Annotated in this window: 21 protein-coding genes and 1 pseudogene; 14 read left to right on the plus strand and 8 right to left on the minus strand. The window is 63.5% G+C overall.

The window, feature by feature from the left end; genetic code table 11:
- Positions 1–251 precede the first annotated feature (251 nt).
- Positions 252–488 carry a 50S ribosomal protein L28 gene (rpmB, locus tag B4L76_RS20735; protein ID WP_003258972.1) on the plus strand — a complete coding sequence of 79 codons (237 nt, stop codon included), beginning with the start codon at positions 252–254 and terminating at the stop codon, positions 486–488.
- Positions 489–498: 10 nt separating this feature from the next.
- Positions 499–654, plus strand: coding sequence for a 50S ribosomal protein L33 (gene rpmG / locus B4L76_RS20740; protein WP_003253507.1), 156 nt, complete (start codon positions 499–501; stop codon positions 652–654).
- A gap of 89 nt (positions 655–743) precedes the next feature.
- Here the strand turns inward: rpmG and B4L76_RS20745 are convergent, their stop codons facing one another.
- Positions 744–1,103 carry a cupin domain-containing protein gene (locus B4L76_RS20745; protein WP_296235012.1) on the minus strand — a complete coding sequence of 120 codons (360 nt, stop codon included), beginning with the start codon at positions 1,101–1,103 and terminating at the stop codon, positions 744–746.
- A 196-nt stretch (positions 1,104–1,299) separates the two neighbouring features.
- On the opposite strand from B4L76_RS20745, the gene B4L76_RS20750 reads away from it, so the two are divergent.
- Complete coding sequence (locus B4L76_RS20750; protein WP_186671873.1) at positions 1,300–2,793, plus strand: aldehyde dehydrogenase; 1,494 nt, start codon at positions 1,300–1,302, stop codon at positions 2,791–2,793.
- 197 nt (positions 2,794–2,990) lie between these two features.
- Complete coding sequence (locus B4L76_RS20755; protein ID WP_296235013.1) at positions 2,991–4,130, plus strand: MFS transporter; 1,140 nt, start codon at positions 2,991–2,993, stop codon at positions 4,128–4,130.
- Between the two features lie 31 nt (positions 4,131–4,161).
- Here the strand turns inward: B4L76_RS20755 and B4L76_RS20760 are convergent, their stop codons facing one another.
- Both B4L76_RS20760 and B4L76_RS20765 read right to left on the minus strand, forming a co-directional pair.
- Positions 4,162–5,715 carry a phospholipase D family protein gene (locus tag B4L76_RS20760; protein ID WP_296235014.1) on the minus strand — a complete coding sequence of 518 codons (1,554 nt, stop codon included), beginning with the start codon at positions 5,713–5,715 and terminating at the stop codon, positions 4,162–4,164.
- 60 nt (positions 5,716–5,775) lie between these two features.
- A complete protein-coding gene (locus B4L76_RS20765; RefSeq protein WP_296235015.1) occupies positions 5,776–7,206 on the minus strand; it encodes a PLP-dependent aminotransferase family protein in 1,431 nt (476 codons plus the stop codon).
- Positions 7,207–7,383: 177 nt separating this feature from the next.
- Here B4L76_RS20765 and B4L76_RS20770 point away from each other — a divergent pair, with 177 nt between their 5' ends.
- Entirely contained in the window at positions 7,384–7,614 is a 231-nt protein-coding gene (locus B4L76_RS20770) for a DUF1127 domain-containing protein (protein ID WP_296235016.1), read from the plus strand.
- Between the two features lie 32 nt (positions 7,615–7,646).
- Here the strand turns inward: B4L76_RS20770 and B4L76_RS20775 are convergent, their stop codons facing one another.
- A complete protein-coding gene (locus tag B4L76_RS20775) occupies positions 7,647–8,939 on the minus strand; it encodes an NAD(P)/FAD-dependent oxidoreductase (protein ID WP_296235017.1) in 1,293 nt (430 codons plus the stop codon).
- A 146-nt stretch (positions 8,940–9,085) separates the two neighbouring features.
- On the opposite strand from B4L76_RS20775, the gene B4L76_RS20780 reads away from it, so the two are divergent.
- Positions 9,086–9,439 carry a YkgJ family cysteine cluster protein gene (locus B4L76_RS20780; RefSeq protein WP_296235018.1) on the plus strand — a complete coding sequence of 118 codons (354 nt, stop codon included), beginning with the start codon at positions 9,086–9,088 and terminating at the stop codon, positions 9,437–9,439.
- A gap of 2 nt (positions 9,440–9,441) precedes the next feature.
- Here B4L76_RS20780 and dadR read toward each other — a convergent pair whose 3' ends face one another.
- Positions 9,442–9,930, minus strand: a complete 489-nt coding sequence (dadR, locus tag B4L76_RS20785; protein WP_003258963.1) for a transcriptional regulator DadR — start codon at positions 9,928–9,930, stop codon at positions 9,442–9,444.
- Between the two features lie 156 nt (positions 9,931–10,086).
- Between dadR and dadA the strand changes: the two genes are divergently transcribed.
- The 5 genes from dadA (at position 10,087) to B4L76_RS20810 (ending at position 15,809) form a co-directional block, all read left to right on the plus strand.
- Positions 10,087–11,391 carry a D-amino acid dehydrogenase gene (gene dadA, locus B4L76_RS20790; protein ID WP_296235019.1) on the plus strand — a complete coding sequence of 435 codons (1,305 nt, stop codon included), beginning with the start codon at positions 10,087–10,089 and terminating at the stop codon, positions 11,389–11,391.
- Between the two features lie 141 nt (positions 11,392–11,532).
- Positions 11,533–12,606: an alanine racemase gene (gene alr, locus B4L76_RS20795; protein WP_296235020.1), complete on the plus strand. Its 1,074-nt coding sequence runs from the start codon at positions 11,533–11,535 to the stop codon at positions 12,604–12,606.
- 109 nt (positions 12,607–12,715) lie between these two features.
- Positions 12,716–13,264 (plus strand): cupin domain-containing protein, encoded by a 549-nt coding sequence (locus B4L76_RS20800; RefSeq protein ID WP_013974777.1) that lies wholly within the window; start codon positions 12,716–12,718, stop codon positions 13,262–13,264.
- A gap of 154 nt (positions 13,265–13,418) precedes the next feature.
- Positions 13,419–13,823, plus strand: a complete 405-nt coding sequence (locus B4L76_RS20805; protein ID WP_038408395.1) for a c-type cytochrome — start codon at positions 13,419–13,421, stop codon at positions 13,821–13,823.
- Positions 13,824–13,952: 129 nt separating this feature from the next.
- Positions 13,953–15,809, plus strand: coding sequence for an acetyl-CoA hydrolase/transferase C-terminal domain-containing protein (locus B4L76_RS20810; protein WP_296235021.1), 1,857 nt, complete (start codon positions 13,953–13,955; stop codon positions 15,807–15,809).
- Positions 15,810–15,841: 32 nt separating this feature from the next.
- Here the strand turns inward: B4L76_RS20810 and B4L76_RS20815 are convergent, their stop codons facing one another.
- Complete coding sequence (locus tag B4L76_RS20815; protein ID WP_009683322.1) at positions 15,842–16,414, minus strand: xanthine phosphoribosyltransferase; 573 nt, start codon at positions 16,412–16,414, stop codon at positions 15,842–15,844.
- A 61-nt stretch (positions 16,415–16,475) separates the two neighbouring features.
- Entirely contained in the window at positions 16,476–18,485 is a 2,010-nt protein-coding gene (rep, locus tag B4L76_RS20820; protein ID WP_296235022.1) for a DNA helicase Rep, read from the minus strand.
- A gap of 296 nt (positions 18,486–18,781) precedes the next feature.
- Between rep and B4L76_RS20825 the strand changes: the two genes are divergently transcribed.
- A complete protein-coding gene (locus B4L76_RS20825; protein WP_296235023.1) occupies positions 18,782–20,446 on the plus strand; it encodes a putative bifunctional diguanylate cyclase/phosphodiesterase in 1,665 nt (554 codons plus the stop codon).
- A gap of 61 nt (positions 20,447–20,507) precedes the next feature.
- Here B4L76_RS20825 and B4L76_RS20830 read toward each other — a convergent pair whose 3' ends face one another.
- Complete coding sequence (locus B4L76_RS20830) at positions 20,508–21,896, minus strand: NorM family multidrug efflux MATE transporter (protein WP_296235024.1); 1,389 nt, start codon at positions 21,894–21,896, stop codon at positions 20,508–20,510.
- A gap of 150 nt (positions 21,897–22,046) precedes the next feature.
- Between B4L76_RS20830 and B4L76_RS20835 the strand changes: the two genes are divergently transcribed.
- Together B4L76_RS20835 and B4L76_RS24445 are read left to right on the plus strand one after the other, a co-directional pair.
- The gene (locus B4L76_RS20835; RefSeq protein ID WP_296235025.1) at positions 22,047–22,973 is read left to right on the plus strand and encodes a LysR substrate-binding domain-containing protein; all 927 of its coding nucleotides are present in this window, start codon (positions 22,047–22,049) and stop codon (positions 22,971–22,973) included.
- A 167-nt stretch (positions 22,974–23,140) separates the two neighbouring features.
- Positions 23,141–24,181: pseudogene (locus tag B4L76_RS24445) on the plus strand (Cache 3/Cache 2 fusion domain-containing protein); the annotation flags it as partial.
- Positions 24,182–24,222: the final 41 nt, after the last annotated feature.

The raw sequence follows: 24,222 nt of genomic DNA on the forward strand, positions 1-24,222 counted from the left end.
GCGGTCGACGGCTGGCGGCGCCTGCCGCTATGCTGCCCCGGCGCGCTTGGCCGGCGCCGGAAATGTATCTTCTGTTGTTGTGGCCAAGTCTTTCTGGTATAAAGCAGCGCTCTTTTCTAGGGGCTCGGCCTGTCGCGTCAGCGTATCCGGTCGGTAAGACCTCCAGAATCACGGCGCCCAGGCGCCAAAGACTGAGAGATTAAGCGGCCAACCCATGCCGGGTTGGGCATGTGGTTTTAGAGGGCTGAGTCATGTCGAGAGTCTGTCAAGTTACTGGTAAGGGTCCAGTAACCGGGAACAACATTTCCCACGCAAACAACAAAACCCGTCGTCGTTTCCTGCCGAACCTGCAGCACCACCGTTTCTGGGTTGAGTCCGAGAAGCGTTTCGTGCGTCTGCGCGTATCCGCCAAAGGCATGCGCGTCATTGACAAGCGTGGTATCGACGTAGTGCTGGCCGAGCTGCGCGCTCGCGGCGAAAAGTTCTAAGGAGAACGTCATGCGTGAATTGATCCGTCTGGTTTCGAGTGCTGGCACTGGCCACTTCTACACCACCGACAAGAACAAGCGCACCACTCCGGACAAAATCGAGATCAAGAAATACGATCCGGTTGTTCGCAAGCACGTGGTGTACAAGGAAGCCAAGATCAAGTAATTGATCGGCGACCTGAAAAAACCCGCTTCCGAAAGGAGGCGGGTTTTTTTATGCCTGCAGAAGCCCGGGCTGCAAGCAGCCCCAGGGTCTTACTTCTGCTCGAACATGACATAAATCTTGCGGCAAGGCTCCAGCACCTCCCAGGTGCCCTTGAAGCCAGCCGGGATCACGAACCGGTCACCGGCGCGCAGGGTCTTGGCCGCGCCGTCCTGGTCGCGCAGCACCGACACGCCCTGGACGATCTCGCAGTATTCATGCTCGGTATAGTTCACTGTCCACTGTCCCACTTCGCCTTCCCATACGCCGGCGGCAAACTGCCCGCACGGGCTGGAATAATGGTTATAGACCGCCTGGTCCGGCTCGCCCTTGAGGATTTTTTCCGCCGCCGGGCGGTAGCGTTCGGCCTCGGTGATGACCTGGGCGAAGTCGATGATGCTGGCAATGCTCATGGTTCGGCTCCTGTTGTTGTTTAATAAAATGCACATCAGTAGGCTTTTGAGGCCTCCGTGTCAAATATATTGATAGTTTGCCCGGCCTGGTTTAGGGTATTGCCTGCCAGTGTGCGCTTGTCGCCCGGCCAGAATTCTGACAACGCCAGCGAGTCCTCAGTGCGGCGTTGCACCTAAACAAGAGGAGGAGTTTCGTATGACCACCCTGACTCGTGCGGACTGGGAACAGCGTGCCCAGCAACTGAAGATCGAAGGCCGTGCCTTCATCAACGGCGAATACACCGATGCCGCATCCGGTGAAACCTTCGAGTGCCTGAGCCCGGTCGACGGACGCTTCCTGGCCAAGGTTGCCAGCTGCGACCTGGCCGATGCCAACCGCGCTGTGGAAAACGCCCGTGCCACCTTCAACTCCGGCGTGTGGTCGCAACTGGCCCCGGCCAAGCGCAAGGCCAAGCTGATCCGCTTCGCCGACCTGCTGCGCAAGAACGTCGAAGAACTGGCGCTGCTGGAAACCCTGGACATGGGCAAGCCGATCGGCGACTCCTCCAGCATCGACATCCCGGGCGCTGCCAATGCCATCCACTGGACCGCCGAAGCCATCGACAAGGTCTACGACGAAGTCGCCCCGACTCCGCATGACCAGCTTGGCCTGGTCACCCGCGAGCCAGTGGGCGTGGTCGGTGCCATCGTACCGTGGAACTTCCCCCTGCTGATGGCTTGCTGGAAACTCGGCCCGGCCCTGGCCACCGGTAACTCGGTGGTGCTCAAGCCGTCCGAAAAATCGCCGCTGACCGCCATCCGTATCGCCCAACTGGCCATCGAAGCCGGTATTCCGGCTGGCGTACTGAACGTACTTCCAGGCTACGGCCACACCGTGGGCAAGGCCCTGGCCCTGCACATGGATGTCGATACCCTGGTGTTCACCGGCTCGACCAAGATCGCCAAGCAGCTGATGGTCTATGCCGGCGAATCGAACATGAAGCGCATCTGGCTGGAGGCGGGCGGCAAGAGCCCGAACATCGTCTTCGCCGACGCCCCGGACCTGCAAGCCGCTGCCGAGGCCGCAGCCAGTGCCATCGCCTTCAACCAAGGTGAGGTGTGCACCGCAGGTTCGCGTCTGCTGGTCGAGCGTTCGATCAAGGACAAGTTTCTGCCCATGGTGGTCGAGGCCCTGAAAGGCTGGAAGCCGGGCAACCCGCTGGACCCACAGACCACTGTCGGTGCCCTGGTCGATACCCAGCAAATGAATACCGTGCTGTCGTACATCGAGGCTGGTCACAAGGACGGCGCCAAGCTGCTGGCTGGCGGCAAGCGCACCCTGGAAGAGACCGGCGGCACCTATGTCGAGCCGACCATCTTCGACGGCGTGACCAATGCCATGAAGATCGCCCAGGAAGAGATCTTCGGCCCGGTACTGTCGGTGATCGCCTTTGATACCGCCGAAGAGGCCGTGGCCATCGCCAACGACACGCCGTATGGCCTGGCGGCGGGTATCTGGACCTCGGACATCTCCAAGGCGCACAAGACCGCTCGTGCCGTACGCGCTGGCAGCGTCTGGGTCAACCAGTACGATGGCGGCGACATGACCGCGCCGTTCGGTGGCTTCAAGCAGTCGGGTAACGGCCGTGACAAGTCGCTGCACGCGCTGGAGAAGTACACCGAGCTGAAGGCGACCTGGATCAAGCTGTAACCCCAGGAGGCCGCTTTGCGGCCCGATCGTCGGCAAGCCAGCTCCCACTTGACCGCGCTACCTTCAGGTTTGTGCAGTACCGGCGGGAGCAGGCTTGCCGGCGATGGTCTGCACGGCAGCCCCAACAATAGCCGGGTTGGCTCACGCTGCCCGGCTTCGTCGTTTCTGCTGTTCGAATGTCTGCCTGGGAGGCTGCAATGCGTTGGGGGACCTACTTCGCCGTACTGGCATCAGTGCTCAGCGTCGGGCTGGCGCTCGGCGTGAGCATGCCGCTGGTATCCCTGCGCCTGGAGGCGTGGGGCTACGGTAGCTTCGCCATTGGCGTGATGGCCGCGATGCCGGCGCTGGGTGTACTGGTCGGCGCCAGCCTGGCCAGCCGCCTGGCCGGCTGGGTCGGCGTCCCTTCAGCCATGCGCCTGTGCCTGTGGGGCGGGGCGCTGTCGATCGGCCTGGTCGCCTTGCTGCCCAGTTATCCGCTGTGGCTGCTGCTGCGCCTGCTGATCGGTATGTCGCTGACCGTGGTGTTCATCCTCGGCGAGAGCTGGATCAACCAGTTGGTGGTCGAGCAGTGGCGTGGCCGCCTGGTGGCGCTGTATGGCAGCAGCTATGCTCTCAGCCAGCTGGCCGGGCCGTTGGTGCTCGGCTTTCTCGGCTCCGATGATGACTTTGGCTTCTGGGCCGCTACCGGCTTGCTACTGGTGGCACCGCTGATTCTCCTGGGGCGTGGCGGCGCACCGAGCACCGAAGCCTGCAATGTCACCTTCAGCGACCTATTCACCTTCTGCCGGCGTTTGCCGGTGATTGCCTGGGCCATCGCCCTGTTCGCCTCGTTCGAGGCAATGATCCTGACCTTGTTGCCGGTGTACTGCCTGCAGCAGGGCTTCAGTACCGAAATTGCCCTGTTCATGGTCAGTACCGTGGTGGTCGGCGATGCGGTGTTGCAGCTGCCTATTGGCGCAATGGCCGACCGTATGTCGCGACGTGCCTTGTTCACTGGCTGTGCGGTGACCTTGCTGGTGTCCAGCCTGGTCATTCCGCTGCTGCTGCAAACGCCGCTGATCTGGCCGTTGTGGGTGTTGTTCGGGGCCAGTGCCGGGGGCCTGTTCACCTTGTCGCTGGTGTTGATCGGCGAGCGCTACCGCGATGATGAACTGGTGCGGGCCAATGCCCATGTGGCACAACTGTGGGGTATTGGCTGCCTGCTCGGGCCGTTGCTTGCAGGGGCTGGAAGCCAGTGGCTCAGTGGCCACGCGCTGCCGTTGCTGATGGCGCTGGGGGCTGCCGGGTTGGTGGTGTTGACCCGGCAGCGTGGGGCTTTCGAGCCGGCATCTGCCTGAAGCATTGGGGCCGCTTTGCAGCCCCATCCGGTCACAACATCTTCTCCAGCCCGACCGCCTTGCTGATCCAGGCATTGAACCGCCGCCATATCCCGCCCGGCTCGGAGGTCAGCATGTGTTGCTGGCCATTGTCCTCGGTTGCCCACACCAGTTTGTCGCCCACCAGCTTCACCTGGTAGCTCAACGCAGGCGCCATACCCTGCTGGGCCAGCTCACGGGTGTACTCGGCCAGTTCCGGGCTGTCCACCAGCACACCGACCTCGGTATTCCACAACACCGAGCGTGGGTCGAAGTTGAACGAGCCGATAAAGGTCTTGCGGCGGTCGAACACGATCGCCTTGGTATGCAGGCTCGAATCCGAGCTGCCGTGGTAACTCAAACGCCCGGAGCTGGGGTCACCAGGTTGCCGACGCAGCTCGTAGAGCTGCACGCCGTGCTCAAGCAAGGCCCGGCGGTAGGGCGCATAGCCGCCATGTACCGCCGGCACGTCGGTGGCTTCCAGCGAGTTGGTCAGCAGCTTCACCGAAGTGCCGGCGTCGGCACGACCGGTGAGGTACAGCAGGCCCGGCTCGCGCGGCACGAAATACGCCGACATCAGGATAAGTTCGCGGTGCACGTTTGCCAGGTCTGGCGCCAATTGCTGGCTCAGCAACAGTTGCGGGTCCGGTTCGTCGTCGGCCAGTACCTTGCTTGGCGCATCCCAGAGTGCCTGGGCATGGGCCCAGATCAGTTCATTGCGCCACACATCCAGGCGCGGCTGTGACTGGTAGGCCATCAAGCGGTCATACAGGGCTTTGCGTTGGGTCCTGGCTTCGGCCAGCGATACTTCCAGGCGTTGGCGGCTGGCGCGCAGGTCGCTGGTATCCGGGTCGTGCCAGAGGAAGTCGGTGATCGGCCGGCTGAGGGCACTGTTCCAGTACTGGTCGAAACTGTGCCCCAGTTGTTCGGCGATCGGGCCTACCCCCAGCAGGTCGATGTCGGTGAAATTGAGGTTGGGTTCGGCGTCGAAATACTCATCGCCCAGGTTGCGCCCGCCGACGATGGCCATGCTGTTATCTACCAGGAACAGTTTGTTGTGCATGCGTCGGTGCTGGCGCGACAGGTTGAACAGGCGGCCCACGGCGCGCGTCACGCCAGTGCTACGGCCCAGGTGCAGCGGGTTGAACACACGGATGTGGATGTTCGGGTGGGCATCGAGGGTGCCCATGATGGTGTCAAGGCCGTCGCTGGTGGTGTCGTCGAGCAGAATGCGTATGCGCACGCCCCGGTCGGCCGCGCGCAGCAGCTCATGCACCAGTGCGCGGGTGCTGAGGCCGTCGTGGACGATGTAATACTGCAGGTCAATGCTCGCCTGGGCATTGCGGATCAGTTCGGCGCGGGCGCGGAAGGCCTCGTTGCTGTTGGGGAGCAGGCGAAAGCCCGAGCGGCCGCTGTAGGGCGCGGCCTGGCGCTGTATCGAACGGCCGAAGGCCGAATCGCTGGCAGGCAGCGCCTGGCTGGTTTCGCGGGGCGCGCCGACGCTGGCACAGCCGGCAAGGCCGAGCAATAGCACCAGCAGCATTGGCAGGGCTCGCTGGAGTCTCAAGGTTGGATCGTCCTGTGCAACGAAGGCTTAAAGGGTTGGACCGTAGCAAGCGGCGCAAAGTTACGCGCCAGCGTGTTCTTCATCCAGTAGACGAAGGGCGGTTTCGCCGACCTTGCGCACCGCAGCTTCGACCTGCGGTGTCGGCCGCGCCGCGAAGTTCATGCGCAGGCAGTGGCGGAATTTGCCCGAGGCCGAGAAGATGCTGCCCACGGCAACCTGCACGCCTTGTTCCAGTAAAGCGCGGTTCAGCCGCAACGTGTCGAAATGTTCGGGTAACTCCACCCACAGCATGAAACCGCCCTGGGGCCGGCTGACCCGCGTGCCCGCCGGGAAGTAACGGGTCACCCAGTCGCTCATCAGGTCGCGGCCACGCTGGTACTGGCTGCGCATGCGTCGCACATGGGGTTGGTAGTGCCCGGCAGCGATGAAGTCGGCAATCGCCAGTTGCGGTTGGCTGGCGGTACTGCCGGTGCTGATGTATTTCATGTGCAGCACCCGTTCCAGGTAACGCCCGGGTGCCACCCAGCCTATGCGCAGGCCGGGGGCCAGGGTCTTGGAGAACGAGCTGCACAGCAGCACGCGGCCATCGTCGTCGAAGGACTTGAGGGTGCGCGGGCGCGGGTAGGTATAGGCCAGGTCGCCGTAGACATCGTCCTCCAGAATGGCCACGTCGTAGCGCTGGGCCAGGCTCAGCAGGGCCTTCTTGCGGGCTTCGGGCATGATGTAGCCGAGCGGGTTGTTGCAGCTGGGGGTGATCTGGATGAGCTTGATCGGCCACTGCTCCAGGGCCAGCTCCAGCGCCTCCAGGCTGATGCCGGTGACCGGGTCGGTGGGAATTTCCAGGGCTTTCATGCCCAGGCCCTTGAGGGTCTGCATGGCGCCATGGAAGCTCGGCGAGTCGACTGCGACGATGTCGCCGGGTTCACATACTGCCCGGATGCTGCACGACAACGCCTCATGGCAGCCAGTGGTCACCACCAGGTCGGCCGGGCCCAGGCGGCAGCCAGAGTCGAGCATCAGCCGCGCTACCTGTTCGCGCAGGGCGAGGTTGCCGTGGATGTTGTCGTAGTACAGGCCCGGCATATCCTGCCTTCTGCTCAACTGGGCGAGGCTGCGCAACAGTGGCTTGAGGGTGGGGCTGTCGACGTCGGGCATGCCGCGACCGAGCTGGACAACATCCTGGCGCGGCGTGCTGCGCACCAGTTCCAGCACCTGTTCCCACTGCGAAATGTCCACCGGGCGCTGAGCCGGACGGCTGACGGCGGGAAGAGCGGGCAACTGACGAAGGTTGCTGACGAAGTAGCCGGACTTGGGCCGCGGCGAGACCATGCCGCTGTCCTCCAGCATGCGATAGGCCTGCTGCACCGTGCTCAGGCTGACGCCGTGCTCCACGCTCAGGGCGCGCACCGACGGCAGGCGCTGGCCGGGACGATAGAGGCCCTGCTCGATACGGGCGCCGAGCAGCTCGGCGAGGTTCAGGTAGAGGGTCACGGCATACTCCTGCGCTGCATTGGCATAGCGACCGGTACAGTTGCGTTGAAAATACAGCATTCAGTTGGCAGGCGGCCAATTCTGTATGGGAATAATAGGCCTGTATTGGATCTGTATTGCCGGTGCCTGCAACGCGCATGCTTTCTCCACGGTATCAATCGAACGGAGGATGCAGCGATGGGGGGCATGAGCGATGTGCGCTTGCAACTGTTGGCCAGGGAACTGGAAGCCGGGCAGCAGGCCAAGGTGTTCAACGCGCCGCAAGGGCTAGGGCGTTGGGGGCTGATGCTGCATCGCTGGCATACCCGCAGGGCGCTGCTGCAGTTGACTGACGATGAGTTGCGCGACGTCGGGCTGAGCTGGGAGCAGGCGCGTACAGAAGGGCGCAAACCCTTCTGGAAAGACTAATCGGCAGGTGTCGCGCGTGCCGCTCCGGGGTTTCAGATCAGCTCTTTCAGGCGATGCCACAGCATCCCCAACGCCAGCAATGGAGAGCGCAGGTGCTGGCCGCCCGGGAAGGTGATGTGCGGCACCTTGGCGAACAGCTCGAAGCGCCCGCTCTCCTGGCCACTGATGGCCTCGCCCAGCAGGCGTGCAGCCAGGTGGGTGGCATTCAGCCCATGGCCGGAGTAGGCCTGGGCGTAATAGACATTCGGCTGGCTGGCCAGGCGGCCGACCTGCGGCAGGCGGTTGGCTCCGATGCCGATCATGCCGCCCCACTGGTAATCGATGCGGACATCGGCCAGTTGCGGGAATACCTTGAGCATCTTCGGCCGCATGTAGGCGGCAATGTCTTTGGGGTCTCGCCCTGAATAATGGCACGCGCCGCCGAACAGCAGGCGGTGGTCGGCGGACAGGCGGTAATAGTCCAACGCTACCCTTTGGTCACACACCGCCATGTTCTGCGGCAACAGTGTGCGGGCACGCTCTTCACCCAGCGGTTCGGTGGCGATGATGTAGCTGCCAGCCGGCAGTACCTTGCCGCCCAGTTCGCGGTTGAGGTTGTTGTGGTAGGCATTGCAGCACAGGACCAAGGTCTTGGCCCGCACCCTGCCCTGGGCGGTATGTACCTGCACTTCAGGGCCATAATCGATGCGGGTGACCTCGGACTGCTCGAACAGCTTGACGCCCAGTCGGCTGGCCACGGCCGCTTCACCCAGAGCCAGGTTGAGCGGGTGCAGGTGCCCGGAGCCCATGTCGATCAGCCCGCCCGCATAGCAGTCGGCGCCGACCACGCTGTGGATATCGTCCTTGCCGACCAGGCGTAGCTCATGGGCGTAGCCCAGGCTGCGCAGTTCTTCGGCGTCTTCGGCAAACCCCTGCAACTCGGCAGGTTTGTTGGCCAGATCGCAGTAGCCCCAGGTCAGGTCGCAGGCGATGGCATGTTTCTCGATCCGCTCACGAACGATCTGCACGGCCTCCAGGCCCATCAGCTTCATGCTGCGTACGCCTTCCTCACCGATCACCGGGACGAACTGCTCCAGGCCATGACCGACGCCGCGGATCAGTTGCCCGCCATTGCGTCCACTGGCGCCCCAACCAAGCTTGCGAGCTTCCAGCAGGATGACCGAGAAGCCACGCTCGGCCAGTTCGATGGCGGTGTTCAGGCCCGAATAGCCACCACCGACAATGCACACATCGGCGCTGTGTGCGCCTTGCAGGAAAGAGTGGTCAGGGTGTTGCGCGCTGCTGGCGGTGTAGTAGGAGGCGGCGTGCTGCGCGCTGTGAATCATTGGCTCGGTCCTGAAGCTGGTGGGCAAGGGGGGGAGGATAAGCCGGGGCTCAGGGGGGGGCAACCGCTTGGCCTGGTTTACGCCGTCAGTGTAGGAGCGGCCCGGTGAGCCTATAATCCGGCCAAGTTCCTGTTTTGTATTCAGCCATGTCCTGCAACCGCCACAAGATCCATTTCCTGCGCGAACTCATCCCTTCATTCGAATGCGAACCCGGATGCCATGACTGCTGCGGCCCGGTCACCACCTCGGCGGAAGAAATGGCCCGCCTGCCGCGCAAGTCGCAGGCCGAGCAGGACGCTGCCCTGGAGCGCCTGGACTGCGTGCACCTGGGCCCCAATGGCTGCACCGTCTACGAAGAGCGGCCAATGATCTGCCGGTTGTTCGGCACCACTCCGCGCCTGGCCTGCCCGCGTGGCCGTGGCCCGGAGCATATGATCGACCCTGCCGCCGAGCAGCTGGTCCATCAGTTCATCGCCACCACCCGCCAGGTGTTGGTCTAGCTTCAGTCCGGGATCGGCAGGCAGAGGCTTTCCTTCACCTCTTCCATTACGATATAGCTCTTCGATTCGCGCACGTGCGGCAGCTTCAGCAGGATGTCGCCAAGCAGCTTGCGGTACGAGGCCATTTCCGAAATGCGCGCCTTCACCAGGTAGTCGAAATCGCCCGAAACCAGGTGACACTCCAGCACGTGTGGCAGTTTCAACACCGCACGGCGGAACTCCTCGAAGGTATCCCCCGACTTGTAGTCCAGGCTGATTTCCACGAACACCAGCAGGCTGCCCTTGAGGTGCTGCGGGTTCAGGCGGGCGTTGTAGCCCATGATGATGCCCTCGCGCTCCAGGCGGCGAACCCGCTCGGTGCAAGGGGTAGTGGACAGCCCGACTTTCTCGCCCAGTTCAGTGAAGGAAATACGCCCGTCGTTCTGCAGGATACGCAGGATGTTGCGGTCGATCTTGTCCAGCTCACGCTTGCTCTGGTGCTGGGTTCGCATAGGGGATGCCCCTCCGTGAAAGGCGATTTTGCCGAGAATTCTCGCCAATAATAGGCTTTTATATAGTGAATTGCACTGCCTTCAAATTTCTATACTGCGCGCATCCATGCCATTTCAACAAAAGACTGCGGTGCGCCGCGTGCGAGGAATAAAACGATGCGAGTTCTGGTACTTGGTAGCGGTGTGATCGGAACCGCCAGTGCCTACTACCTGGCCCGGCAAGGTTTCGAAGTGACAGTGGTCGACCGCCAACCGGCGGTGGCCATGGAAACCAGTTTTGCCAACGCTGGCCAGATCTCGCCCGGCTATGCCTCGCCCTGGGCTGCACCGGGCGTGCCGCTGAAGGCCATCAAATGGCTGCTGGAGCGCCACGCCCCATTGGCCATCAAGCTCACCGGCGACGTCGACCAGTATCTGTGGATGGCGCAGATGTTGCGCAACTGCACAGCCAGCCGTTACGCGGTGAACAAGGAGCGCATGGTGCGCCTGTCCGAGTACAGCCGTGACTGCCTCGACGAGCTGCGGGCCGAAACCGGCATCGCCTATGAAAACCGCAGCCTGGGCACCACCCAGCTGTTCCGGACCCAGGCCCAGGTAGATGCCGCAGCCAAGGACATTGCCGTGCTCGAACAGTCCGGCGTGCCTTACGAGTTGCTCGACCGCGACGGCATTGCTCGTGTCGAGCCGGCCCTGGCTGGCGTGAAAGACATTTTGGCCGGCGCCCTGCGCCTGCCCAACGACCAGACCGGCGACTGCCAGCTGTTCACCACCAAGCTGGCCGACATGGCTACCAAGCTCGGCGTGGAGTTCCGCTTCGGCCAGGATATCCAGCGCCTGGACTTCGCCGGCGACCGCATCAATGGCGTATGGATCGACGGTAAGCTGGAAACCGCCGACCGCTACGTGCTGGCGCTGGGCAGCTACTCGCCGCAGATGCTCAAGCCGCTGGGTATCAAGGCCCCGGTGTATCCACTGAAGGGCTATTCGCTGACCGTGCCGATCACCAACGCCGACATGGCCCCGACATCGACCATTCTCGACGAGACCTACAAAGTCGCGATTACCCGGTTCGACAACCGTATCCGTGTTGGCGGCATGGCTGAAATTGCCGGTTTTGACCTGTCACTGAACCCGCGTCGGCGCGAAACGCTGGAGATGATCGTCAACGACCTTTATCCTCGCGGCGGTGACTTGAGCCAGGCCAGCTTCTGGACCGGCCTGCGCCCGGCAACGCCGGACGGTACGCCGATCGTCGGTGCCACGGCGTTCCGCAACCTGTTCCTGAACACCGGCCACGGTACCTTGGGCTGGACCATGGCGTGCGGCTCCGGTCGCCTGCTGGCCGACCTGATTGCGCGCAAGAAGCCGCAGATCAGTGCCGAAGGCCTGGACATCTTCCGCTATGGCAACAGCCGGGAAGTGGCCAAGCATGGGCAGACTGCGCCGGTCCACCAGCAGTAACAGCCTGTACCGGCCTGTTCGCGGCTTAAAGCCGCTCCCACAGGGGGCCGCATGCCCCCGGACAGTGTGTCCCTTGTAGGAGCGGCTTCGGCCACGAAGAACCCGACACCGTTTTAACCTGTGAACCATAAGGCAGCCGCCATGCGTCCCGCCCGCGCCCTGATCGACCTCCAGGCCCTGCGCCACAACTACCGTCTGGCCCGTGAACTGACCGGTGCCAAAGCTCTCGCCGTGATCAAGGCCGATGCCTACGGCCATGGTGCCGTGCGCTGTGCGCTGGCCCTGGAAGCAGAAGCCGATGGCTTTGCCGTGGCCTGTATCGAGGAGGCGCTGGAGCTACGCGCCGCCGGTATCAAGGCGCCGGTGCTGCTGCTGGAAGGTTTTTTCGAGGCCAGCGAACTGGCGCTGATCGCCGAGCACAACCTGTGGTGCGTGGTGCATTCGCTATGGCAGCTGGAAGCGATCGAGCAAACCCAGTTGCACAAGCCGCTCACCGTCTGGCTCAAGCTCGACAGCGGCATGCACCGTGTCGGCCTGCACCCCAAGGACTACCACGAGGCCTACCAGCGTCTGCTGGCCAGTGGCAAGGTCGCGCGCATTGTGCTGATGAGCCACTTCGCCCGTGCCGACGAGCTGGATGCTGACGCCACCGCCCAGCAGATCGCCGTATTCGAGGCCGCCCGCCAGGGCCTGGCCGCCGAATGCAGCCTGCGCAACTCGCCCGGTGTGCTGGGTTGGCCGCAGGCACCCAGTGACTGGGTACGCCCGGGCCTGATGCTGTACGGGGCCACGCCGTTCGAAGTGGTCCAGGCCGAAGCCGAGCGCCTGCAGCCAGTGATGACCCTGCAATCGCGGGTGATCAGCGTGCGCGAGCTGCCGGCTGGCGAGCCGGTGGGCTATGGCGCCAGGTTCATCAGCCCGCGGCCGACCCGCGTGGGCGTGGTCGCCATGGGTTATGCCGATGGTTACCCACGCCAGGCACCGAATGGCACCCCGGTGCTGGTCGCCGGCAAGCGCACGCAGCTGATCGGCCGTGTGTCGATGGACATGCTCAACGTCGACCTGACCGACATACCGGAAGCGACCGTCGGCAGCCCCGTCGAACTCTGGGGCAAGCATGTGCTGGCCAGCGAGGTGGCAGCCCAGGCTGGCACCATTCCTTACCAGATCTTCTGCAACCTGAAGCGGGTACCGCGGGACTACTGCGGCGAATGAGACGCTGAAGCGGACAGGTCAGGGGACTGTGTGTTGTAAATACTGAACGGCATTGCCATGATATCGTTCACATCCACCCCCTTTTCCACCGTTTCAGGAGGCTCCAGCTTTGGACGTCGGCGAACGACTGCAAGCCATCCGCAAGCTCAAGGGCCTGTCCCAGCGTGAGCTCGCCAAGCGTGCCGGGGTGACCAACAGCACAATCTCGATGATCGAGAAGAACAGCGTGAGCCCTTCGATCAGCTCGCTGCGCAAGGTGTTGAGTGGCATCCCCATGTCCATGGTCGAGTTCTTCTCGGTCGAGCTGGAACCTGAAAGCCCCACGCAGATCGTCTACAAGGCCCATGAGCTGATCGATATCTCGGACGGTGCAGTGACCATGAAGCTGGTCGGCAAGTCGCACCCCAACCGTGCCATCGCTTTTCTCACCGAGGTGTACCCACCAGGTGCCGACACCGGTGCCGAAATGCTCACCCACGATGGCGAGGAAACCGGCATCCTGCTGGAAGGCCGCCTGGAGCTGGTGGTCGGCAACGAAATCTTCATCCTCGAGGAAGGCGACAGCTACTACTTCGAAAGCACCCGCCCGCACCGCTTCCGCAACCCGTTCGACCGGCCGGCGCGGTTGATCAGCGCGGCGACCCCATCGAACTTTTGATCCAGCGCAGTGCATTGATTCGGCAATACCCCTTTCCCGTGTAGGGTCGTTTCACGGCGTCCGGGTTCCCGCTATACTTTTCAGCGCTCGCCGATTCGTGGCCGCGAGCGTGATTAGCCACCATGAGGGTGTTCGCGTGAACCAAATCAAGAAGATGCTGGCCGTACCAGCAGCCGTATTCGCCCTCTGGGCAATGAGCGCAACCGCTGCGACCAATGACGACATCGCCAAGCGCCTGGAGCCGGTTGGCCAGGTGTGTGTGCAGGGCCAGGAATGCAAGGGCATGGAAGTGGCCGCTGCCGCAGGTGGCGGGGGCGCCAAGACACCGGACGAGATTATCGCCAAGCACTGCAACGCCTGCCATGGCTCTGGCCTGCTCGGCGCGCCGAAGATCGGCGACACTGCAGCCTGGAAAGAGCGTGCCGACCATCAGGGCGGCCTGGACGGCATCCTGGCCAAGGCCATTACCGGTATCAACGCCATGCCGCCGAAAGGCACCTGCGCGGATTGTTCGGATGATGACCTCAAAGGAGCCATCAAGAAGATGTCCGGGCTGTGAGTATCAGCTGAATTGCACAAGGCCCGCCTGATTCTGGCGGGCTTTGTTTTTATCGTGCCTGTACCGGCAACCAACGACTTCCGGCCCATGTCCAACCCCCTGAACCCATGGATGTCTCAGGAGGCCCCGATGCACCTCTGCTCCATCGACCAGGCTGTCGAGCAGGTCCTGGCGCGCCTGCCAGCTCATATCCACATGGGCCTGCCGCTGGGCCTGGGCAAGCCCAACGCCTTCGTCAACGCGCTCTATGCCCGCATCCGTGAGCTGCCGGAACGGCAACTGACCATCTACACCGCGCTGTCCCTCGGTCGGCCGCCACTGGGTGATGGGCTGCAGCGGCGCTTTCTCGAGCCCTTCGTCGAGCGGGTCTTCGCCGACTACGAAGAGCTCGGCTACCTCGCCGACCTGCGTAACGGCAGCCTGCCGCCGAACATCCGTGTCGAACAGTTCTTCATGCAACCCGGCAGCCTGCTGCACAGCGAGGCAGCCCAGCAAGACTACATCAGCAGCAACTACAGCCACGCCGCGCGCGATATCAACGCCAAGGGCCTGAACCTGATTGCGCAACTGGTGGCGGCTACCCCGGAGCGGCCGGTGCATCTGAGCCTGGCCTGCAACCCCGACATCACCCTCGACCTGCTGCCGATGATCGCCAGGCGCCGTGCCGCAGGTGAAACCATCCTCATGCTCGGCCAGGTGCATGCCGAGCTGCCGTACATGCCAGGCGACGCCGAGCTGCCCATGGATGCCTTCGACTTGTTGCTCGACGAAGCCGAACAGCGTCGCCTGTTCTCCACGCCGAACATGCCGGTCAGCACCCAGGATCATTGCATTGGCCTGTACGCCAGCAGCCTGGTACGCGATGGCGGGACCCTGCAGATCGGCATTGGTGCCATGGGCGACGCGGTAGCCGCCGCCCTGCTGGCGCGCCAGGGCGACAACGGCGGGTACCGTGCCGTACTCGCTGATCTGGATATAGGTCCATGGCAAGCGCTGGTCGAGCGCGAAGGCGGGCTGGGTGCTTTCGCCGAGGGGCTGTATGGCTGTAGCGAGATGTTCGTCAACGGCCTGCTGGTGCTGGCTGAAGCGGGCCTGCTGCGGCGCGCGGCGGATGCGCAAGGCAGCGTGCTGCACGGCGGCTTCTTCCTCGGCCCTCAGGCCTTCTACCAGCGCCTGCGCGACATGACGCTGGAACAGCGCGCACGGTTTGCCATGACCCGCATCAGCTTTATCAACGAGCTGTACGGGCAGGAGCAACTCAAGCGCCGTCAGCGCCGCGACGCGCGCTTCATCAATACTGTGTTCGGCATGACCTTGCTCGGTGCCGGAGTGGCCGACCAGCTGGAAGACGGTCGCGTACTCAGCGGCGTGGGTGGCCAGTACAACTTCGTTGCCCAGGGGCATGCGCTGGAGGGTGGGCGCTCGATCCTGCTGCTGCGTAGCTGGCGCGAGGCAGGCGGAGAGGTGACCTCGAATCTGTTCTGGACCTATGGCCACTGCACCATACCCCGGCACCTGCGCGATATCGTGGTGACCGAATATGGCATTGCCGACTTGCGCGGGCAGACCGACAGCGAGGTGATTGCCCGTTTGCTGGCGGTGTGTGATTCACGGTTCCAGCAGGGACTGATCGAACAGGCCAAGGAGGCCGGCAAGCTCGCCCGGGATTTTCAACTGGAAGCACGCTTTACCGACAACACGCCGCAGCGCCTGGAGGCGACCAGGGCGCGGCATGCACGGCTGTTCCCGGAGTATCCGCTGGGCACGGACTTTACGGCTGAAGAGCGGGATCTGCTGCGCGCGCTGAACTGGTTGAAGAGCAAGTTCAAGCTGAGCGAGGTGCTGGAGCTGGGCAAGGCAGCACTGGATGCGCCGGGGCCCGAAGGGTACGAGCGGCATCTGGCGCGCATGGGCCTGGAGCGGACGCAGGGGCTGAAGGACGAACTGTATGTGCGGCTGCTGCTGGCAGGGTTGGCGGCGACCTGAAGCACGGGGCCGCGCAGCGGCCCCGATGGGCATTACTCGATGAAAGTCACTACACCACCTTCCAGCGACTTCACCCGAGCCAGCGATTCAACGCGGTAGCCCTGGCTGTCCAGCTCGGCACGGCCGCCCTGGAACGACTTCTCGATGACGATGCCCAGGCCGGCCACGGTCGCTCCGGCCTGCTTGATGATCGAGATCAGTGCTTGCGACGCCTTGCCGTTGGCCAGGAAGTCGTCGATCACCAGGACCCGGTCGCTGCTGTTGAGGTGGCGTGGCGAAATGGCCACGGTGTTCTCGGTCTGCTTGGTGAAGGAATACACCGAGGCGGTCAGCAGGTTTTCGGTCAGGGTCAGCGACTGGTGCTTGCGGGCGAAGATCACCGGCACGCCCAGCTTCAGGCCGGTCATCACCGCCGGGGCTATCCCTGAGGCCTCGATGGTGACGATCTTGGTCACGCCGGCGTCGGCGAACAGGCGGGCGAACTCGTCACCGATCAGCTGCATCAGCGCTGGGTCGATCTGGTGGTTGAGAAACGCATCGACTTTGAGAACCTGATCGGAAAGCACGATGCCTTCTTCGCGAATCTTCTGGTGCAGTGCTTCCACTGTGTTTACCTCGAAACAAAGGTGGCCGCTGTACGCGGCAATAGTAAAGAGTAATGGTTGATCAGCGTTTGAGCATCGCCCGGATATCGGCCAGGGCGTTGTTGCCGCGTGCAGCCTTGACCTCGACCGGCGCGTCGTCCAGGCCCTCCCAGGCCAGGTCTTCCGGTGGCAGTTCATCGAGGAACCGGCTGGGCGTGCAATCGATGATTTCACCGTACTGCTTGCGTTTGGCGGCGAAGGTGAAGGCCAAGGTCTGGCGCGCGCGAGTGATGCCCACATAGGCCAGGCGGCGTTCCTCTTCGATGGTGTCGGCCTCGATACTGGAACGGTGCGGGAGGATTTCCTCTTCCATGCCCATGATGAACACGTAGGGGAACTCCAGGCCCTTGGAAGCATGCAAAGTCATCATTTGCACGCCTTCGGCGTTCTCTTCCTCTTCCTGCTGGCGCTCGAGCATGTCGCGCAGCACCAGCTTGCCGATGGCGTCCTCGATGGTCATGTCACCCTCTTCGTCCTTCTCGAGGGTGTTCTTCAGCGCTTCGACCAGGAACCAGACGTTGCTGATACGGAACTCGGCAGCCTTGTCGCTGGCGGTCTGCTGGCGGATCCAGTTCTCGTAGTCGATATCACGGATCATCTCATGCAGTGCGGCAATCGGGTCTTCCAGGGCGACCTTTTGGCGCACCCCGTCCAGCCAGTGCTTGAAGCGCTGCAGACGCTCGGTGTAGCGGGCGTCCAGGTGCTCGCCCAGGCCCAGCTCCTCGCTGGCGGCATACATGGAGATGCCGCGTTCGGTAGCGTAGTTGCCGAGCTTTTCCAGGGTGGTGGAGCCGATTTCCCGGCGTGGTACGTTGATGACCCGCAGGTAGGCGTTGTCATCGTCCGGATTCACCAGCAGGCGCAGGTAGGCCATCAGGTCCTTGACTTCCTGGCGGCCAAAGAAGCTGTTGCCGCCCGACAGGCGATACGGCACCTGGTGATGCTGCAGCTTCAGCTCGATCAGCTTGGCCTGGTAGTTACCCCGGTAGAGGATGGCAAAGTCGCTGTAGGGGCGGTTGGTGCGCAGGTGCAGGGTGAGGATTTCCATGGCCACGCGTTCGGCCTCGGCTTCCTCGTTCTTGCAGCGGATCACGCGGATCTCGTCGCCTACACCCATCTCGCTCCACAACTGCTTCTCGAACGCGTGCGGGTTGTTGGCGATCAGCACGTTGGCACAGCGCAGGATGCGGCTGGTGGAGCGGTAGTTCTGCTCCAGCATCACCACCTTCAGGGAGGGGTAGTCCTCCTTGAGCAGCATGAGGTTTTCTGGCCGGGCGCCACGCCAGGCATAGATCGACTGGTCGTCGTCGCCGACCACGGTGAACTGGTTGCGCATGCCGATCAGCATCTTCACCAGCAGGTACTGGCTGGCGTTGGTGTCCTGGTATTCGTCCACCAGCAGGTAGCGCACGCGGTTCTGCCAGCGCTCCAGTACGTCGGGGTGCTCCTGGAACAGCTTGACCGGCAGCAGGATCAGGTCGTCGAAGTCCACCGCGTTGAACGCCTTGAGCGTACGCTGGTAATGGGTGTAGACAATGGCGGCGGTCTGCTCGCGCGGGTTGCGCGCTTTTTCCAGGGCCTCGGGCGGCAGGATCAGGTCGTTCTTCCAGGCACCGATCATGTTCTTGATCTCGTCGATGCCGTCGTCGCCGGAGTATTCCTTCTGCATGATGTCCGACAGCAACGCCTTGATGTCGGATTCGTCGAAGATCGAGAAGCCTGGCTTGTAACCCAGGCGTTCGTGCTCCCTGCGGATGATGTTCAGGCCAAGGTTGTGGAAGGTGCACACCGTCAGGCCACGGCCTTCGCCCGGACGCAGCAGGGTGGCGACCCGTTCCTTCATCTCGCGGGCGGCCTTGTTGGTGAAGGTCATCGCCACGATGTACTGGGCACGGATGCCGCAGTTCTGGATGAGGTGGGCAATCTTGCGCGTGATCACGCTGGTCTTGCCCGAGCCTGCGCCGGCGAGCACCAAGAGAGGGCCGCCGACATAGTCACGGGCTTCCTGCTGCCGGGGATTGAGTCGGGACATGCTAGAAACCGGGGTCGCCAGAAAATAGCCGCGCATTCTATCAGGCATGGGGCCGTTGTGGCGCGACCGTCTGACGTCTGAGTCAGACTTTTGTGGGAGCCCCGGTATTAGTGCGACTAATGCAAGGTACTGAAAAAAACGTATTTGCCGGCTGAGTCCGTTTCGCGCAGGATGCACGACAAAATGCGTCGGGACGCTACGACAGCTTTTGCGCTCACAAATTTAAAAATCATTCTCATTTGTGCAGTAGCATACCCGAACTCTTCCGTTGCACCGTGAAGCCCTAAGGAGCCCGCTTGTCCACGCCTGTCGAACCTCTGCGTTTGCTGCTGTTGGCTGATGAGCCGGAATGGACCGTATTGCTGCGCGACTGCGTGCAGGCATTGGACGGTACTGCAGTGCTACTGACTGCGCCCAACTGGGAGGCGGTAGACAGCCTGTTCAGCCATGACCGCCAGGCTGTCGTACTCGCGACCCCGGCGCTACAGCCGGCACCCGCGCGTTGCGACCTGCCGACCATCCTGCTGCTCGAGCACGAGCCCGAGCTGCCACCCAGCGCCGTCAGCGATTGGCTGGTGCGCGAACAACTCAATGCCGACACCTTGCGCCGCTCGCTGCGCCATGTCCGCGAGCGCGGCGTGCTGGTGGCCACCTTGCAACGCCTGGCCGAGCAGGACCCATTGACCGGCATCGCCAACCGCCAGGGCTTCCAGGCCTTGCTCACCGCGCGCCTGGCCGAGAACGAAGGCCGTGGCGTTGCTCTGGGCCATCTGGACCTGGACAACTTCCGCCACGTCAATGATGCGCTTGGCCACCAGAGCGGTGACCGCCTGATCCTGCAAGTGGTGGCCCGCCTGAAGCAGCAGCTGGAGGCGGGCGACCAGCTGGCCCGCCTGGGCAGTGATGAATTTGCCCTGCTGATCGACACCCGCCGTGACGCCAACCGCGCCGAGTGGATTGCCGAGCGCATTGTCGAAGCGTTGGCCGAGCCGTACTGGATCGACGGCGAAAGCCTGCTGCTGGGTTGCAGCCTGGGCCTGGCCCATGCGCGTGTCCAGGGCGGGGCCGACCCGCTGATGTGGCATGCGCACATTGCCATGCGCCAGGCCAAGGGTAGCCAGGGCTGTACTTTCCACGTGTTCAACGAGCGCATCAACCGCAATGCCCGCAGCCTTGCCGATTTGGAGAGCGAACTGCGTCGCGCCTTGCGCCGTGACGAGCTGGAGCTGCACTACCAGCCCCGACTGAACCTGGCCGACGGGCGCATCGTCGGCCTGGAGGCGCTGGTGCGCTGGCGCCACGCCGAGCGTGGCCTGTTGCCGCCCAGCGAGTTCGTGCCGCTGGCCGAGCAGAGCGGGCTGATCGTACCGTTGGGCTACTGGGTCATTTCCCGTGCCCTGCGTGACATGCAGGCGCTGTGCGAGGGCGGGCTGGAGCCGCTGCACATGGCGGTCAACCTGAGTTTCCGGCAGTTCCAGGACAGCCAGTTGCTGGCGACCCTGAGCCGCCTGATTATCGAGCATGGTGTCGATGCCCGCTGGCTGGAATTCGAACTGACCGAAACAGCAGTGATGCGCCGCAACGAGCTGGTACGCCAGACCATGGATGCCCTGGGGCGCCTGGGCGTTCGTTTCTCGCTTGATGACTTCGGCACCGGGTTCTCTTCGTTCGTACACCTCAACAGCCTGCCGATCACCTTGCTCAAGGTGGACCGCAGCTTTGTGGCCGAAATGGAAATGCGTGAGGAGAACCGCAAGCTGGTGCACGCCATGATCAACCTGGCGCACAACCTCAACCTCGAGGTGGTTGCCGAGGGGGTAGAGAGTGAAGAGCAACTGGCCTTGTTGCGCGGGTTCGGTTGTGACCAGGTGCAAGGGTTTTTGGTCAGCAAGCCGCTGCCGGTGGGCGAGTTGATGGAGTTCTTGCTGGATTACAGCAAGCCGAAGCTGGTCAGTCTGTGACAACCTGGGGGAGGGCTTCGCCCTCCATCGCGAGGCATGGGCTGCAAAGCAGCCCCAACGGTCATATAGACACTGCAGACCTGTCAGCCAGCCCGGCCTTCCCCAGCAACCGCTTCATCCGCCACTCAAAGCCAAAGGTCAGGGCCACCGCCGCACACGCCAGCCCCAGCGCCAGCCCCCACCACACCCCGACCGCGCCACCGCCCAGGGTAAAGGTGAACAGCCAGGCGCTCGGTGCCCCCACCAGCCAATAGCACACCAGCCCGATCAGGAAGGTGGTCTTGGCGTCCTTCAGCCCGCGGATCGAACCCATGGCGATGGTCTGCATGCCGTCGAACAGCTCGAACCATGCCGCCACCGCCAGCAGCTGCACCGCCAGCTGGAAGATCGCGGCGAAAGCCGGGTCGTTGCAGTCGATGAACAGCCCCACCAGCGCATCGGGCAGCAGCCAGAACAACGCGGCGAAGGCGAACATGATCATCGCCCCGAAGCCGATGCCCACCCGCCCGGCGCTGCGCGCCGCCAACAGGTTGCCGGCGCCGAAGTACAGCCCCACCCGCATGGTCACCGCGTACGACAAGCCGGTCGGCACCATGAACGCCGTGGAAACGATCTGCAGGGCGATCTGGTGCGCCGCCAGCTCGGTACTGCCCAGCACGCCCATGCACAGCGCGGCGAAGGCGAACAGGCCGACTTCCACCATGTAGGTACCACCAATCGGCAAGCCCAGCCGCCACAGTTCGCGCAAGGCCGGCAGCGACGGGCGCGACAGGCCCTTGCGCAGCGGGTAGGCGGCATAGGCCGGGTGCCAGCGGATGTACAGCGCCAGGGCGATGGCCATGCCCATAGATACTACTGCGGTGACCAGGCCGATGCCCATCAGGCCCAGCTTGGGCAGGCCGAACATGCCTTCGATCAGCGCCACGTTGAGCAGGTAGTTGAGCACCGTGCCCACCAGGCTGATGACCATCACCGGGGTCGAGCGGCCCAGGGCGCTGGTGAAGCCGCGCAAGGCCATGAAGGTCAGGTAGCCGGGCAGGGCCAGCGGCAGCAGGGTGAGGAATTCGGCGGCCGAAGCGACGTTTTCGGGTTTTTGCCCGAACAGCAACAGCACCGGCTCTAGGTTCCACAGCACCAGACCGGCGCACAGCGCCAGGCCCCAGGCCAGCCACAGGCCGTTCTGCGCCAGGCGCGTGGCGCCGTCGATGTCGTTGGCACCCTTGCGGATCGCCACCAGCGTGCCGACTGCAGCGATCACGCCCAGGCAGAAGATCGAGACGAACGAATAGCTCGCCGCACCCAGGCCGCCGCCGGCCAAAGCCTGCGGGCTGATGCGCGCCATCATCAGGGTGTCGGTGAGCACCATCAGCATGTGCGCCAGTTGCGAGGCGATCAGTGGCCCGGCCAGGCGCAACAAAGCCTTCAGTTCTGTAGTGGGCGCGACATGCATGGGACGATCCTTTTTTCGGGGCGATCAACGAAGGGCGATTCTGGGGCTTTGGTCAACTTTGCACAAAAGGATAAAAGCGATCGTTGGCATGAGTATGACTCATGCATATATGCTTGCCGGTGATCCGTTTCCCCGCATGGCAGGTGCCTCATGTCACGTCAGCTCCCTCCGTTGTATGCCTTGCGCGCATTCGAAGCCGCCGCCCGGCTGAGTTCGTTCACCCGTGCCGGTGAGGAGTTGTCGATCACCCAGAGTGCGGTCAGCCGGCATATCCGTACACTGGAAGACCATTTCGCCTGTCGCCTGTTCATGCGCAACGGCCGCAGCCTGCAACTGACCGAAGCAGCGCGGGTGCTGCTGCCAGGCGTGCGGGAAGGCTTCGCCGCACTGGAGCGGGCCTGCGATAGCTTGCGTGGCGAAGACGGAATCCTGCGCATGAAGGCGCCTTCGACCCTGACCATGCGCTGGCTGCTGGCGCGGCTGAGCCGCTTCCGGCACCTGCAACCCGGCAACGAAGTTCAGCTGACCAGTGCCTGGATGGACGTTGACCATGTGGACTTCAGCAACGAACCGTTCGACTGTGCGGTGCTGCTCAGCGACGGCGTGTTCCCGCCGGACTGGGAGGTGCGCCGGTTGTTCGCCGAACTGCTGATCCCGGTAGGGGCGCCGGACCTGCTCGCAGATGGCCCATGGGACGAACGCCGGCTGGCCGGCATCGAGCTGCTGCACCCGACGCCGGACAAGCGCGACTGGCGTGCCTGGCTCGAGCGCATGGGGCTCGCTAACCAGGTTTCGCTCAAGGGCGGGCAGGTATTCGATACCCTGGAACTCGGCATGATCGCGGCCGCGCGTGGCTACGGCATCTCCATGGGAGACCTGCTGATGGTCGCCGAGGACGTGGCGCAGGGGCGCCTGAGCCTGCCGTGGCCGACCGCCGTTCCCAGCGGCATGGACTATTACATGGTGTGGCCGCGCACCCGCCCGGGTGGGGAGCGCTTGCGGCGCCTGAGCCGGTTCCTGCAGGAGGAAGCGGCGGCGGTGGATCTGCCCGATGTGCAAATCCTGCCGTCGCTTTGAATGCCAGGCGCAAAGGTTTGCGAATATCCCGGTCCGACACTCAAGTATTCCCCGGCGACGCCGATCAAGTGGCACCAGCGTCCCGGAAGAGGGCGCGCTTCCCGACGACAACAAGCGGGTGGCCCACGTGATCAGGACGATCCCGGCCTCTTGCCAGGAGCTTGACCATGTCTCAACCGCGTGCCCGAATCGCCTCGCAACTGGGGGTTGCCCTCGCCATCGTGCTGGCGCTGGTGATTTCCGGCAGTACCCTGTTCGCCTTGCGCTCGCTGGACGATGCCAACCTCGCCACCCGCCAGGCCCACCTGGCCAGCGAGGCGCGTTTGCTGGCCGACCAGCTTGACACCTTCCACGGCTCGCTCAAGGACAACACCCAGCGCCTCAGCGGGCTGTTCGAGCGGCGCTTCGCCTCGGGCCTGTCGCTGCATGCAGGCGAGACCGTGCAGGTCGCCGGCCAGGCCACGCCTGCCCTGTACCTGGGTAACCAGCTGCTGAACAACGACTTCCAGGTGGTCGATGATTTCCAGCAGATGACCGCCGGCATCGCCACGCTGTTCGTGCGCAGCGGTGACGATTTCGTGCGCATCAGCACCAACCTGAAGAAGCAGGACGGCAGCCGTGCCATCGGTACCCTGCTCGATCGCCAGCACCCGGCCTATGCGCGACTGCTGGCCGGGCAGATGTATGTGGGCCGCGCCGTGCTGTTCGAGCGCAACTACATGACCCGCTATGTACCGGTGACCGATGCCAGCGGCCGGGTGATCGCCGTGCTGTTCGTCGGCTTCGACTACACCGACGCGCAGAATGCCCAGTTCGCCAACTTGGCGCGTTTCCGCATTGGCCAGACCGGCTCGTTGGCCTTGCGCGACGAGAAGGGCGCCTGGCTGGTACCACCGGCCAATGCCGATCAGCAGTTGTACAGCGCCACCGCCCCCTTCGCCGAAGGGCCCTGGACCGTGGTCGCCAGCATGCCGATGGCAGAGATTCGCCAGGTGACCTGGAGCGTTGGCCTGCGCCTGGCCGTCGGCAGCCTGCTGGCGATGCTGCTGGCTGTTGCCGCCACGCTATGGCTGTTGCGCCGCAAGCTGCGCCCGCTGGATGACCTGGTGCGCCAGGCAGAAGCGCTTGGGGCGGGAGACCTGGGGGCACGCCTGAGCGTGACCAGCGATGACGAGATCGGCCAGCTGGCGCGCAGCTTCAACAAGATGGGCGAAGCATTGGCGACCATGGTCGAGCATATCCGCGGCGC

This window comes from Pseudomonas sp. UBA4617, assembly GCF_002386445.1.
Taxonomy (GTDB): Bacteria; Pseudomonadota; Gammaproteobacteria; order Pseudomonadales; family Pseudomonadaceae; genus Aquipseudomonas.